The sequence below is a fragment of the Nonomuraea sp. NPDC004354 genome (assembly GCF_053602555.1).
In genome coordinates, this window is record NZ_JBSGDV010000002.1 from 909,943 (window position 1) to 922,044 (window position 12,102).

Genomic DNA, 12,102 nt, shown 5'->3' on the forward strand with positions numbered 1-12,102 from the left:
GCCGGAGTCCTGCGTCGTTCCGTCGTACGTCAACGGGGTCGGCGCGCCCTACCCGTGATCATCACTGGCCAATGCGTCCGTCGATCCGCTCGCGCAACAGGTCGACGTGACCCATGTGGCGGCCGTACTCCCAGATCATTCCGACCAGCACCTCGCGCAGCGACATCGCCCCTCCACCGCCGCCATGCTGATTCAAGGGATCGTCGCCGGTGATGTCGAGACTGGGCGCCTCGGCCACGAATCGCGTGGCGAAGTCCACCTCCGTACGCCATGCCTCCCACGCCTGCGTGACCACATGGGGGTCGGGGACAGCACCATCGAAATCACCGTCACGGTCGATGTCGGAGCAGAACAGCGGGGGCACGTCCTGTCCCGCCATCATCTCCCGGAACGTTCGACGCTCCATCTCGGCCAGGTGTCGCACCAGCCCCAGGAGCGACATCGTCGATGGTTCAACGGCACGCCGCGCCATGGCCTCCGCATCAAGCCCTGAGCATTTCATCTCCAATGTGAGGCGTGCACAGCGCAGGGCTTCGACCAGCGTGACGCGCTCGTCGCCCAACGTCGGTCCGTTCTCACGCGGGTCGTCGTCGGACGGCTTGCCGTCCTCGGTGAACATGTCGGCTCGTCGAGTCGTGGCCATGGCCGCAATCATCGGCGATGCGCATGGCGGCCGGCAACGGATTAACGACACCTGCAGCCATGGTCAACGAGTTCGGGCGTGGCGTCTGCAGCATATCTCCGAATTCGGCTGTCCGGAACCTGCTTACAAATCTATTTAAACGCAGGCGTCTGGAGAGAGGGGGCTGCAAAGCTATTTGACCCTCACCAGGGATGTCTCGCGCTCAAGTATGAAGTAGTAACTCAACCACATCGATTGACACATGAGATGCTGCAAGTCAAGGCTTGAGCGATCTGCTCGCCGTATGCAACTCTCGTCCCGTCTCAACCTGAGGCTCCTACCCCTCATGAAAGGAGTCAGGTCATCAAGCGCTTCATTGCCTTATGTTCCGTCCTGGCAGCAGCCCTCTCCACTGCCATGCTGACCGTCCCGACAGCGGCTTCTGCCGCCACCGCGACTATTTCCAGCACGTCGGCCGCGCCATGCACGATCCGCCTCTTGGATGCTGGACGCACGTCACGCGCATCCTGTACCCCCGGATCGTATATCCATGAGGTGTACTGCTCTGGCAGTAATGGGGACGAGCAATACTTCGAACCCTTCACGACCACCAATGAGATCTCCTGCTCATTGGGCGGCGACGCTCGTGTCAAATCGCACACCATCCACCGGGCTGGAAGAGCTCTGGTGACGGCCGGCGAGCAGCCGGAGGTTCCCGCGGCTAAAAAGGCGGCTCCTGACGGATGCTACTCCGGAACCCTTGATGGGGGCCGCACAGCCTATGCCTCCTGTGCGCAGTACCTAGGCGAATGGCAGCACTCCGTGCAATGCACTTATGGCAACGCCAGGTACCTGAAGCACTTCCATCCCCTCGCGGCGGGCTCGCGCCACGAGTACACCTGTAAGACCAACTACCGGGTAACCTGGCAAGAAGTATACGTCTTCTGAGCCAGCGCGCCTGATGGGCCTCGGCATCCTTATGGCCGAGGCCAATTTCATTGCCCGGACATGGCGTGTCCGCGTGCCCGGCACGACTGCGTCCCCGGCTGCGGGCCGGGTCATTCAGACGATGAAATGATGGATCGGGAGGGCTGTCGGGCGCGTTTTCCGGTCCGAGACCGGGATGGGAAATTCCCGGCCGAGCCCTTTTCATCTTGAGTCCGGTTTCGCCGCCGCGTACGCCGCGGCTGCGGCGATGTCGCGGGCCGAGGTGGAAGACCTGATCACCGCGATCATCACCGCGCCGGTCAGCTAGATCCACCCCGCCTTGGCGTCCTCCGGTGCGTCGCCGTCCTCCAGCAGGCGCACGGCATCCCGCAGCCACTCCTGCAGGTCCTGCACCGTCGCCGTGCGGGCGCAGGACAGCAGCGGGCTGTCCGCCAGCTTGGCCTGGTCATGGATGTGGGCCAGGGCCAGGCCGACATCCCGGCCTGTCGGGCCCCGGAGGCCGACCCCGTCAGCGGCGGGGACGAGCCGCTCCACCCAGTCGGACAGCGCGTCCTGGCACGACAGCCCCGCTACATCTGCGACTGATGCTGATCATCCATCTCAAACACGCCACCGGTGTGGCGGTCAGGCTGAGAGGGAGGCCTCGGAGGTGGCGGGACTGCGATAGCCGGGGCTGCTGTGCAGCACCAGATTTCTGCAGCGGGAGGTTCAGCTTCTACGGGACATGGCGCTGAGTCGTCTGGGATCTAGCACCACGATGACGCCGGGCTCGACGCGGATGGCGCCTGCCTCGGCGAGAACTCGCAGGGCGCGGTTGACCGTGACCCGCGACAGGCCGATCTCCTCGCCGAGTCCTTGTTGCGCCCCTGGCAGCGTGATCCGGCTCCCTTGTTCACGCATGGACTCGGCGACCCAGTCTGCGATCTGGACGACCGGTCGCGGCGCGGCCCGGCGGACATGGGCCCGCCGGTCACGGTTCACCTGCCCTGACAGGTGGCGCAGTACGTGGTCGCGTAGCGCCGGCACTTCGTCGATGAGACCTCGAAGGAGGCTTACCGGCAGGAAGCGAACCCGGCAGGTGGCCGAGGCGGTCCAGGTGGCCGTGTGCGCTCCGCCGTCCAGCACCGCGGCTTTGTCGATCACGCAGGGCCCCGTCACCGTCGCGAATCGAACCTTCGAGCCGTCACCGGTGTCGTAAGTGGCAGACAGGGTCCCCTGCTCGAGAATGACCAGATGCTGAGCCGGGTCACCGAAACGCGCGACAGTGGCGCCCGCGGGGACTTCCCGCGGCGGGCACTGCTCGGCGAGCCGCTCGAGGCGCGCATCCTTGAGCATTGAGAACAGAGGCACCGCCGCCAGTTCCCCCTTGTCCACATCTGGGAGAGTATCTCGCGATACAGACGCGCGGGCGAGGAGTCCGTACCGTTCCCCTCCATGATCTGCGTAGAACTGTCCTTCACCAACGACCGCGCGCGTCTGGCGGCGCGGCCCGCTCACCGGGAACGGTTGCGCGCGCTGCACGAGCAGGGCGCTCTGCTTCTGGCCGGCCCTTGGGAGGACGACTCGGGAGCGTTGCTGGTCTTCACCGTTGACCGTGCGCGGGTGGATCGGATCATGGCCGAGGACCCGTACTACACCACGGCGGGTGTCGACGTCGTCTCGCTGCGCGTGTGGTGTCCCATTCTGAAGCCTGAACATGGTTGAAAAGAACTGATCTGGTGATATCCGCAGATCTCCTGGCAATGCCGGTGATTGTCATGGTGGCGGCCTTCGCTCAGGGAATCACAGGGGTTGGGTCCGCGCTGGTCACTGCGCCCTTGCTGTCGCCTGGGCATAGCGGCTCCAGAGGCGCGGTCAGCCTGCCGTACAGGCTGCCGCTGATCGCCCAGCCCGCCACGAAAGGCAAGAGCAGCGAGGCGGCGCACAGGGCAGGGAGGCGCGTGTGATGCGCTCCATGGCCGGGTCGTCGAGCAACTCGGAGACGTAGCGGGCGGCGGGAACGGGCTCGTCGAGGAACAGGTGGGCGGGCGCCGGCGTGGATGTGCTCGCGCTGTGTGTTTCCCCGTGGTGCAGTGGTCTCAGAGCTTGTACAGCTTGTTGAATGGCGTTGTGATTCGTTCCCGCCGTGATCCGAAATCGACGAACACGGCGATCTCGTCTTCGACACCGACGACGACGCCAAGGCCATACCGATCGTGGGTCACTTGGTCGTTGAGGCTGAACCGCTCGGCAGGTGGAGCGGGGGGCGCGGGTTTGAAGGGACTTGTGGGCAGGTGACGGCGGGGACCGCCGCTAGCTGGCTTCATCCCCTCCAGTATGCGCCTCCTGCGGAACCGGTCGCTATCCTGCGCTCCAAGATTGGGGATCTTCGTGAAGCCCAAGGGCAAGGGCAAGGCGCGTACCCGGGACAAGGGGAGCATGACCCGGGTCTCGCTCACCCCGCTGACCGTGGCCGACGCCGACGAGATGGTGGACGTCCTGAGCGGTGACGATCTCTACGCCTTCGTCGGCGGTTCGGCCCCCACGCTGGACGGCCTGCGTGCCCTCTACACGCGGCAGGTCGTCGGCCATTCTCCCGATGGGCAGGCGGAATGACACAACTGGATCATCCGCAGGGTAGCCGACGGACAGGCGGTCGGCCATGTACAGGCGACGATCACTGAACGGGGCCGCAAGACTCGGCACCGCGCGGCTCCTGATCGAGTGCCGTGGATCTGTCGCTGGTTTGAGGAGCGCGGCTTCAATCGCGAGTGGCTGTCGGAGCCGGATGCTGGCTTCGGCGTCGGTGTGCACCGCTTCACGGGTCAGTCCCGCCCCCTGATCTGGGGACGGCGTATGTTCAGCTTCGTCGGCTATGACGTACTTAGAACCGAGAGCGGCGAGACATGAGGAATTTCCTCAGCGGTTGTGGTCATGTGCCCGTGTGGGCGACGGCGCGTCCCAGGCCGGCAGTGCGGCTTGGGCGCGGAATTTGAGGTCGAGAGTGGTAGGGCGCCCGGGGCTCGAACCCGGAACCTACGGATTAAAAGTCCGCAGCTCTGCCAATTGAGCTAACGCCCCTCGCAAGATGCAGGGTACAGAGGCTACCGCCCCCCGCGCGACGTCAGGCACATCACCTGTACGCCGACAACCCGGTCAACGCCTCTCCCAGCACCAGCGTATGGATCTCCTCAGTCCCCTCGTACGTCAGCACGCTCTCCAGGTTCGTCATGTGCCTGATCACCGGGTACTCCAGTGTGATCCCGTTTCCGCCGAGGATCGAGCGGGCCTGCCGGGCGATGTCCAGCGCGGCCCGCACGTTGGCGAGTTTCCCGAAGCTGATCTGCTGGGGCGTGAGTGCCCCCGCGTCCTTCAGGGCTCCCAGGTGGAAAGCGGTCAGCGACGACTGTGCCAGTCCGACGTACATCCACGCAAGCTTCTCTTGTGTGAGCTGGAATCCGGCGATGGGCCGGTCGAACTGGACGCGGGTGCGCGCGTAGTCGAGCGCCGTCTCCAGGCAGGCGCGGGCGGCGCCGACGACGCCCCAGAGGATGCCGAAGCGGGCCTCCGACAGGCAGGAGAGCGGCCCGCGCAGGCCGGTCACGCCAAGCAGGACGGCCGAGCCGGGCAGGCGGAGGTCGTCGAAGTAGAGCGAGGAGGTCACCGACGCGCGCAGCGACATCTTCTTGTGGATCGGGGGCGCGGAGAATCCGGGCGTGTCGGTCGGGACGACGAAGCCGCGGATGCCGTCGTCGGTCTGGGCCCAGACGACGGCCACGTCGGCGACGGACCCGTTGGTGATCCACATCTTGGATCCGTTGAGAATCCAGTCGGAGCCGTCGCGCTTGGCGAAGGTGCGCATGGCGGAGGGGTCGGATCCGTGGTCGGGTTCGGTGAGGCCGAAGCACCCGATGGCCGACCCTGAGGCCATCAGGGGTAGCCATTGCCGCTTCTGCTCGTCGGACCCGTACTTCCAGATGGGGAACATGGCCAGCGAACCCTGGACCGACACGAACGAGCGCAGCCCCGAGTCGCCCGCTTCGAGCTCGCGGCAGGCCAGGCCGTACGAGGTCGCGTCGGTGCCGGCGCAGCCGTACCCCTCGAGGTGCATGCCGAGCAGCCCCAGCTCGCCGAGGGCGGGCGCGAGCTCGCGGGCGGGGAAGACGGCCTCTTCGAACCAGTCGCCCACGTACGGCAGGACGCGGTCGGCGACGAACGACCGGACGGTGTCCCTGATCAGTTTCTGGTCGCCGGTGAGCCTGTCGTCGACCCGTAGCAAGTCGACCCGTAGCAAGTCGTCCATACCCCAGGGTTCTACCAGGGGCAATCCCGATGTGGAAACAGCGGGCCCGGGGGCAGTCTTGAGCCATGAGCGAATCGAACTTCAAGCAGCTGCGCAGGACCCGCCAGGGCAGGATCATCGCGGGTGTCTGCTCGGGCATCGGCGACTACGTCGGCATCGACGCCAACCTGGTCAGGATCGGCCTGGCGATCGCCACGCTGTTCGGCGGCGCCGGCATCGGCGTCTACGCGATCGGCTGGCTGCTCATGCCCGAGGAGGGCAAGAACACCTCGATCGTCCAGGACCTGATCAACAACAAGCAGGCCAAGGACACCTGGCACCAGGCGACCCCCGACTACAGCCCGGCCGCAGGCTGGCAGCGCCAGGAGCCCGGCATGCCCGGTGACCAGAAGCCGCAGGCGTGACCGTGCCGGCGGGCTCAGGCGGCGGCCTGGGCGCGCACTCTGGCGACGATGTCGCCGCGAGACTCGGTCCACATCATGGCCAGCACGGCCGCGACCGTCACCCCGCTGATCCCCGCCAGGGCGACGACGGGCTCGGGGCCGAGTCTCTCGGCGGCTATGCCGCCGATCAGGATGCCGATGCCCTGCGCGGCCATCAGCCCTGACTGCACCAGGCCGAACGCCTGGCCGCGCCGCTCGGCCGGGACGCACTGGACGAAGGCGGCGTTGGCCGCGAGCTGGTAGGCGCCCCCGATCCCCGACAGGACCCACAGGGCCAGCACGACCGCCAGCGACGGCCGCATCGCGCACACGATCAGCGGCGCGCACGTGAGCATCGACAGCCACCCCATGGCGCGCAGCCGCCCCGCGGGCGAGACGAACCTGCTGAGGAGGAAGGCTCCCAGCACCGTCCCCGCCGGCATGGCCGCCATCAGCAGGCCGGTGATCACCGGTACCGGCAGCGAGGCGTCCTTCGCCAGCTCCACGGCGTACGGCACCGCGATGCCCTCAGGCAGCACGTAGAACCCGCACAGCCAGGCGAACAGGACGAGCGTGCGCAGCTTCCTGTCACCGAAGACGAGCACGGCTCCGGCGCGCGTCATGTGCCACATCGACGGCTTCTTCCCGTCCGTACGGCCGGCGGCCGGCCTCCGCCGTACCCCTGAGACGAGGATCAGCGCGGAGGCGAGGAAGGTGGCCGCGTCCAGCGCCAGCGCCCGGTAGGGCCCGAGGAAGGCGATCGCGGCGCCGCCGGCGGCGAATCCGAGCATTTGGACGGCCTGGTTGGTCATGTTCTGCAGGGCCGAGCCCATGACATAGCGGTCGCCCTCGAGCACCTCGGGCAGCAGCGCCGCCCTGGCCGCCGAGAACGGCGCGCTGAGCAGCACGACGAAGAACACCAGCACGCACAGCACGGCGAACGGCATGCCGGGAACGGCCATGACGGCCACGAGCAGCGCGCGCAGGAGATCGCACACGATCATCACCCGGCGGCGCGCGAAGCGGTCGGCCAGGCCCGCGAGCAGCGGCCCGCCGAGGATCGACGGCAGGTAGGTCAGCGCGTAGACGGCGGCCGTGGCGAGGGCGGACTGTGTCCGGTGGAACACGAGCACGGCCAGCGCCACCTGGGCGAGCTGGTCGCCCAGCAGGGAAAGGCCCTGGCCGTACCAGAGCGCGCGGAACTCACGTAGGGCGAAGACCTCGCCGTACGTGGCCCGCCGTTCAGGGGCACGCCTGTGCCTCCCCGGAAGCCTAGCCCCCATAGGTCCCCGCTGAACCTGACTCAGTGTGCTCGCTATGTGACCTAAGGTGCCGGGGAGGGGGCTGCTGCGCAACCGAAAGCAGCCAAGCTCTTGCAAACTGTAATCGCGGGCCCGCGATCACCAGCCCAGCTGATGGAGCCGCTCGTCGTCGATCCCGAAATGGTGCGCTATCTCGTGGACGACCGTGATCTGCACTTCCTGCACGACCTGTGCCTCGCTGTCGCACATTTCACAGATGGGGTTGCGGTAGATCTCGATGCGGTCGGGCAGGACCGCCGAGTACCAATCGCCGCGCTGCGTCAGGGGAACACCGGTGTACAGCCCGAGAAGATCAGGCTCCGGCGGGTCGTCCACGACCACCACCACGACGTTGTCCATCACGCGGGTCAGGTCGGGAGGGATCGTGTCCAATGCTTCGGCCACGAGTTCTTCGAACTTCTCCCGGGAGACCTCTATCACGGTTGCCATTCTGCCCCGTCCGTCAGGTAGGCAAGAAGGCGTATGAACGTCATCAGAACCGTCATACGGTCGCGGCCTGCCCGGGTCGCGGCGGTGCTTCTCGTGTCCGCGGTCGGCGCCTGGCTCGGCATCATCCTCAGCGGGACGGTCCGCGCCCAGGTCGGTCCCGTCGAGACGGGGATGTCGCTCAGGCCCGCGTTGACCGGTGAGACCGTGGTCGACGCCCACCCGCTCGGCACCCTCAGGTTCCGCAGCCACGACGCGCCGCTCCGCCTGCGCATCACGCTCGAGAACATCGACCAGGACAAGGCCAGAGCCTTCATCGACGACCCGAAGCTCGCCACCCGGCTGCCCGAGATCATCGAGGACGACCTGCGCGGCGGAGTCCAGGCGTTGGTGATCCGTTCCCTGCTGTGCGCCGCCGCGGGAGCGCTGCTCGCCGGATACCTCGTCTTCCGCCGGCCCAGGGTCGCCCTCTACAGCCTGCTCGCCGCCGCCGTCGCCCTCGCGGGCACCGGCGCCGTCGCCGCCCTCACCTTCCGCCCCAGCTCCCTCGTGGAGCCCCGCTACTCGGGGCTGATCGCCGCCGCGCCGTCACTCGTGGGCAGCGCCCAGTCGATCGTGACCAAGTTCGAGTCGTACCGCCAGCAGCTCACCAAGCTCGTGACGAACGTCTCCAAGCTGTACGACACGGTCTCCGCGCTGCCCACCTACGACCCCGCCCCCGCCTCCATCAAGGTCCTGCACGTCTCCGACATCCACATCAACCCGATCGCGTGGAACGTCGTCCGCTCGCTCAAGGAGCAGTTCATGGTCGACGTCATCGTGGACACCGGCGACATCTCCGACCACGGCACCAAGGCCGAGAACGCCTTCATGGAGGAGATCGGCAAGCTCCGCGTGCCGTACGTCTTCGTGCGCGGCAACCACGACTCCAAGGTCACCGAGCGCGCGGTCGCCGCGCAGAAGAACGCGGTCGTCCTCGACGACGACTCCACCACCGTCGCCGGGCTGCGCATCTACGGCCTGGGCGACCCCCGCTTCACCCCCGACAAGTCGGTGCCGGCCGACAACGATCCGGCCCGCATGCGTGAGTTCGGCCGCGAGCACGCCGTACGGCTGCCACAGCCCTCTCCCGTCGACCTGGTCGCCATCCACGACCCCGACGCGGCCAAGGGCTTCTCCGGATTCGCTCCGCTGGTCCTGGCCGGCCACTCCCACCGCCGCTCGACCACGCTCCTGCCGTCCGGCACCCGCGTCCTCGTCCAGGGCTCCACCGGCGGCGCCGGACTCCGCGCCCTCGAACACGCCGAACCGACACCCGTCCAGGCATCGGTTCTGTACTTCGACAAGACCACGCACAGGCTCCAGGCCTGGGACGACATCACGCTCGGCGGCCTCGGAGAGCAGTCGGTGCACATCCAGCGTCACGTCGAGCCGGACCCTCGACGTATGATTTCCCCAGCACCAACGACGTCCCCGTCGCCAACGGGAAGCGTCAGCGGAGCTTCCGGTGGACAACCACTTTGGCACTTGGGGCACTCGTCCCCTATGCTTCAGAGGTCTCCAACGGAAGACGTCAGGAACGGGACGAAAGTCCCGGGCCCCCATCGTCTAGCGGCCTAGGACACCGCCCTTTCAAGGCGGCGGCACGGGTTCGAATCCCGTTGGGGGCACACGGCGACACCAGCCGGACGGAAGGTCGAAGACCTCCGAAAGACTGGTAAGCTAAGCGAGGCGGTTCGGCCGGAAGGCCGGAACGAAAGCAAGGTCCTGTAGAGCAGTTTGGAGTGCTCGCCACCCTGTCAAGGTGGAGGTCGCGGGTTCAAGTCCCGTCAGGACCGCTCTGGGTCAGGTAGCTCAGTTGGTACGAGCGTCCGCCTGAAAAGCGGAAGGTCGGCAGTTCGACCCTGCCCCTGACCACCATTCCTGAGCTGCAAAGAAGCCCCGAAGCGTAAATCGCTCCGGGGCGTTTTTGTTTTTCTTGCGACAGTATGTCTCGGCTGGCGCGGTGATTGCCGGAACAATCGTCCTGCGAGCTGTACAGGCAACACGATGCCGTTGCGTATCCAGCGGCAAGATGGGCGGACCTTCCGGCGCGATGTGGGCGGCTCCTTCAAAGGCATCGGTGTCGACACCAATATCGCCGAGCGGAAAGCGCGTCAGCGCGTCCGGCTCACGCTTCTTCGTGGAGACGAACCCGAGCCCACCCGTCACCGCCATGCCGAGAAGTGGCACTACTGATCACGACAAAGCGCCCCGGGACGATCCGGAGCGCTTCATGGTGGTGGGTGACTATCCCAGGGCATCGCCGAGCTTGCCGAGGGCCTTGCGCTTCTCGTCGCGGGAGGCGTGCGCGTAGATCGTCGGAGTGTCCGACGATCTCTCTGACTTTGTGGGGTGGTACGCCCAGGTCCAGAAGGAGGCGGACGCAGGTGTGCCGGAGGTCGTGAAGCCGCATCTCGCCGAGGTCGGCGGCCCTGCATATCGCTCCCCGACTTCGGCAGTGGCGATCATGGTAGAGCACCGTGTAGTTGCCATAATCGCGCCCGGGGTAGGGCAGACCACCGCCGACGGCCCGCCCGCGACAGGCGCCGCCATCCAAATACCGCGTCCTACCTCTCGTCGTTGTCCCAGCCGTCGCCGAAGACGAAGAGTGGCTTGGCGCCACGTGCGGGTGTTTCGGCGAGCGAGATGGCTTCCATGAAGCGTTCGAGCGGGAACGGCTGGCCCTGGGGGATAGTCAGCACTCCGTCCGCGACGAGACTGCGAACCTCGGAAAGCGCGCCCAGCGCATCCGCAGGTGAGGCAGTGCCGAACCAGCGGTTCAGCCAGAAGCCACGGACTGCTTTGGTCTCGTAGATAACCGAGCGTGCCTGCAGCGGGATCGTCAGCGCTGCCGGGTCGGTCTGCCGATGGGTGGAGAGCGCGCCGTAGACCACGAGCTCTCCTCCCGGAGCCAATGCGTGGGATACCTGGGCACCCACGTGGCCCGCGACACAGTCGATGGCCTTGCGCACGCCAGCCGGTCCTGCTGTTTCAGCCACACGCTGCAACAGGTCCTCGTCCTCAGTGCAGATGACCTCGTCACCACCAAGCGCTTCGATCTCCTCGACGGCATCGCGCCGCCGCACGACATTGATCGTCGGAATGCCCAGATGCCTGGCCAGCTGAATGACGAGCCGGCCGACGGTGGAGCCCGCGGCTGTCTGCAACAACCATTCACCCGGCTGTACGTCGAGTTCGCGTGTCACCAGCAGCAGCGCGGTCAACGGGTTGACGGCGAGTTGGCAGGCGTCGGAGTCGCTCAGATGGTCGGGGACCGGCAGGAGCCTTCGGGTGTCGGCGACAACGTATTCCTGCCAAGTGCCGGCCGTACGGGGCCCGGGTATCGCCGGGACTGCAACGGTCACCACGCGCTCGCCGATCTCCAGCCCCTCGGTGTCCGGGCCCAGGGCCTCTATACGGCCCACGCACTCCATGTGACCACCAACAGTGGGGAACTCGGGGGAGAAACCGTAGCGGCCACGCAGTACGTGCAGATCGCTGGCGTGAATCGGAGTCGCCTTCACGCGGATCAACGCCTGACCGGCTTCTGGCGTGGGAACAGGCCGGGATTCCAGCCGCAGGACATCGGCCGGCTCGCCGATCTTTCCGGCTACGAGCGCGCGCATGGATTGTGGCATGGCCATGAGATCCCCTGGTACTCGTAGAGAGTGCGCGCATAGGCCGGCACCGTGCGAACGTCCTCGGCCCGCCGCACGATCCCGTTCAGAACCGAGCCCCCCATCGTCACCTCGTCGGCAAGGTTGTCCAGCCAAGGGGGGTAGTAGTCCGTGCGCTGCCGCGCCGGGTCGCCGGTGTCCAGATACGTCGGTGTCGTCTTGTCGGTCTTTTTCCAGCTGTTCTAGTGGAAAACCAGCTCCTGCGAGCCGACCAACGAATCCGGAATAATCGTAACACCGTCACCTATTTCTTCCTGGTTCTGCAACGGTGCCGGGTGACTCGGACGGGCCAGGCCGTAGCGAGGGGCCGGTGGTGGTTGCGGCGACCTGGTCGGGACTTGAGATCGGGGCGTGCCGGCCT

The 12,102-nt window shown here is 66.6% G+C and carries 14 protein-coding genes and 4 tRNA genes; 8 read left to right on the plus strand and 10 right to left on the minus strand.

Annotation, left to right across the window (positions count from 1 at the left end; translation table 11 throughout):
• Positions 1–61 precede the first annotated feature (61 nt).
• The 4 genes from ACWENQ_RS10135 to ACWENQ_RS10150 all read right to left on the minus strand — a co-directional run bounded on the left by ACWENQ_RS10135 (position 62) and on the right by ACWENQ_RS10150 (position 2,944).
• Positions 62–619, minus strand: a complete 558-nt coding sequence (locus ACWENQ_RS10135) for a DinB family protein (protein ID WP_452413696.1) — start codon at positions 617–619, stop codon at positions 62–64.
• A 359-nt stretch (positions 620–978) separates the two neighbouring features.
• Positions 979–1,236: a hypothetical protein gene (locus tag ACWENQ_RS10140; RefSeq protein WP_452413698.1), complete on the minus strand. Its 258-nt coding sequence runs from the start codon at positions 1,234–1,236 to the stop codon at positions 979–981.
• A gap of 637 nt (positions 1,237–1,873) precedes the next feature.
• Positions 1,874–2,104: a hypothetical protein gene (locus tag ACWENQ_RS10145; RefSeq protein WP_452413700.1), complete on the minus strand. Its 231-nt coding sequence runs from the start codon at positions 2,102–2,104 to the stop codon at positions 1,874–1,876.
• A gap of 174 nt (positions 2,105–2,278) precedes the next feature.
• On the minus strand, positions 2,279–2,944 hold the full coding sequence (locus ACWENQ_RS10150) for a Crp/Fnr family transcriptional regulator (protein WP_452413701.1): 666 nt from the start codon (positions 2,942–2,944) through the stop codon (positions 2,279–2,281).
• A 60-nt stretch (positions 2,945–3,004) separates the two neighbouring features.
• Here ACWENQ_RS10150 and ACWENQ_RS10155 point away from each other — a divergent pair, with 60 nt between their 5' ends.
• Positions 3,005–3,274, plus strand: coding sequence for a YciI family protein (locus ACWENQ_RS10155; protein ID WP_449921670.1), 270 nt, complete (start codon positions 3,005–3,007; stop codon positions 3,272–3,274).
• 374 nt (positions 3,275–3,648) lie between these two features.
• On the opposite strand, the gene ACWENQ_RS10160 is transcribed toward ACWENQ_RS10155, so the two are convergent.
• Positions 3,649–3,876 (minus strand): hypothetical protein, encoded by a 228-nt coding sequence (locus ACWENQ_RS10160; protein WP_354915924.1) that lies wholly within the window; start codon positions 3,874–3,876, stop codon positions 3,649–3,651.
• A gap of 52 nt (positions 3,877–3,928) precedes the next feature.
• On the opposite strand from ACWENQ_RS10160, the gene ACWENQ_RS10165 reads away from it, so the two are divergent.
• Positions 3,929–4,165, plus strand: a complete 237-nt coding sequence (locus ACWENQ_RS10165; protein ID WP_452413702.1) for a hypothetical protein — start codon at positions 3,929–3,931, stop codon at positions 4,163–4,165.
• 389 nt (positions 4,166–4,554) lie between these two features.
• Here ACWENQ_RS10165 and ACWENQ_RS10170 read toward each other — a convergent pair.
• Together ACWENQ_RS10170 and ACWENQ_RS10175 are read right to left on the minus strand one after the other, a co-directional pair.
• Positions 4,555–4,630: transfer RNA gene (locus ACWENQ_RS10170), tRNA-Lys, on the minus strand.
• Positions 4,631–4,682: 52 nt separating this feature from the next.
• Positions 4,683–5,852: an acyl-CoA dehydrogenase family protein gene (locus ACWENQ_RS10175; RefSeq protein ID WP_452413703.1), complete on the minus strand. Its 1,170-nt coding sequence runs from the start codon at positions 5,850–5,852 to the stop codon at positions 4,683–4,685.
• Positions 5,853–5,917: 65 nt separating this feature from the next.
• On the opposite strand from ACWENQ_RS10175, the gene ACWENQ_RS10180 reads away from it, so the two are divergent.
• Positions 5,918–6,256 carry a PspC domain-containing protein gene (locus ACWENQ_RS10180; RefSeq protein ID WP_449921663.1) on the plus strand — a complete coding sequence of 113 codons (339 nt, stop codon included), beginning with the start codon at positions 5,918–5,920 and terminating at the stop codon, positions 6,254–6,256.
• A 14-nt stretch (positions 6,257–6,270) separates the two neighbouring features.
• Here the strand turns inward: ACWENQ_RS10180 and ACWENQ_RS10185 are convergent, their stop codons facing one another.
• Positions 6,271–7,557: an MFS transporter gene (locus tag ACWENQ_RS10185; protein ID WP_452413705.1), complete on the minus strand. Its 1,287-nt coding sequence runs from the start codon at positions 7,555–7,557 to the stop codon at positions 6,271–6,273.
• 117 nt (positions 7,558–7,674) lie between these two features.
• Positions 7,675–8,025: a metallopeptidase family protein gene (locus tag ACWENQ_RS10190; RefSeq protein WP_449921657.1), complete on the minus strand. Its 351-nt coding sequence runs from the start codon at positions 8,023–8,025 to the stop codon at positions 7,675–7,677.
• An 84-nt stretch (positions 8,026–8,109) separates the two neighbouring features.
• Here ACWENQ_RS10190 and ACWENQ_RS10195 point away from each other — a divergent pair, with 84 nt between their 5' ends.
• From ACWENQ_RS10195 to ACWENQ_RS10215, 5 genes are all read left to right on the plus strand, one after another.
• Complete coding sequence (locus tag ACWENQ_RS10195) at positions 8,110–9,642, plus strand: metallophosphoesterase family protein (protein WP_354923288.1); 1,533 nt, start codon at positions 8,110–8,112, stop codon at positions 9,640–9,642.
• Positions 9,620–9,692 (plus strand) — tRNA-Glu (locus tag ACWENQ_RS10200). Before ACWENQ_RS10195 ends, ACWENQ_RS10200 begins: the two co-directional genes overlap by 23 nt.
• Positions 9,693–9,785: 93 nt before the next feature.
• A tRNA-Asp gene (locus tag ACWENQ_RS10205) sits at positions 9,786–9,860 on the plus strand.
• A 5-nt stretch (positions 9,861–9,865) separates the two neighbouring features.
• Positions 9,866–9,942 (plus strand) — tRNA-Phe (locus tag ACWENQ_RS10210).
• A 129-nt stretch (positions 9,943–10,071) separates the two neighbouring features.
• Complete coding sequence (locus tag ACWENQ_RS10215) at positions 10,072–10,260, plus strand: hypothetical protein (protein ID WP_452413707.1); 189 nt, start codon at positions 10,072–10,074, stop codon at positions 10,258–10,260.
• Positions 10,261–10,631: 371 nt separating this feature from the next.
• On the opposite strand, the gene ACWENQ_RS10220 is transcribed toward ACWENQ_RS10215, so the two are convergent.
• Positions 10,632–11,690, minus strand: coding sequence for a zinc-dependent alcohol dehydrogenase family protein (locus tag ACWENQ_RS10220; RefSeq protein WP_452413709.1), 1,059 nt, complete (start codon positions 11,688–11,690; stop codon positions 10,632–10,634).
• Between the last annotated feature and the right edge of the window lie 412 nt (positions 11,691–12,102).

Bases quoted from the DNA above. Each gene is read 5' to 3' on its own strand.
- ACWENQ_RS10135 (WP_452413696.1), bottom strand. From the start codon at position 619: ATGTTCACCGAGGACGGCAAGCCGTCCGACGACGACCCGCGTGAGAAC.
- ACWENQ_RS10220 (WP_452413709.1), bottom strand. From the start codon at position 11,690: ATGCGCGCGCTCGTAGCCGGAAAGATCGGCGAGCCGGCCGATGTCCTG.
- ACWENQ_RS10180 (WP_449921663.1), top strand. From the start codon at position 5,918: ATGAGCGAATCGAACTTCAAGCAGCTGCGCAGGACCCGCCAGGGCAGG.
- ACWENQ_RS10190 (WP_449921657.1), bottom strand. From the start codon at position 8,025: ATGGCAACCGTGATAGAGGTCTCCCGGGAGAAGTTCGAAGAACTCGTG.
- ACWENQ_RS10155 (WP_449921670.1), top strand. From the start codon at position 3,005: ATGATCTGCGTAGAACTGTCCTTCACCAACGACCGCGCGCGTCTGGCG.
- ACWENQ_RS10215 (WP_452413707.1), top strand. From the start codon at position 10,072: ATGCCGTTGCGTATCCAGCGGCAAGATGGGCGGACCTTCCGGCGCGAT.
- ACWENQ_RS10160 (WP_354915924.1), bottom strand. From the start codon at position 3,876: ATGAAGCCAGCTAGCGGCGGTCCCCGCCGTCACCTGCCCACAAGTCCC.
- ACWENQ_RS10185 (WP_452413705.1), bottom strand. From the start codon at position 7,557: ATGGGGGCTAGGCTTCCGGGGAGGCACAGGCGTGCCCCTGAACGGCGG.
- ACWENQ_RS10175 (WP_452413703.1), bottom strand. From the start codon at position 5,852: ATGGACGACTTGCTACGGGTCGACTTGCTACGGGTCGACGACAGGCTC.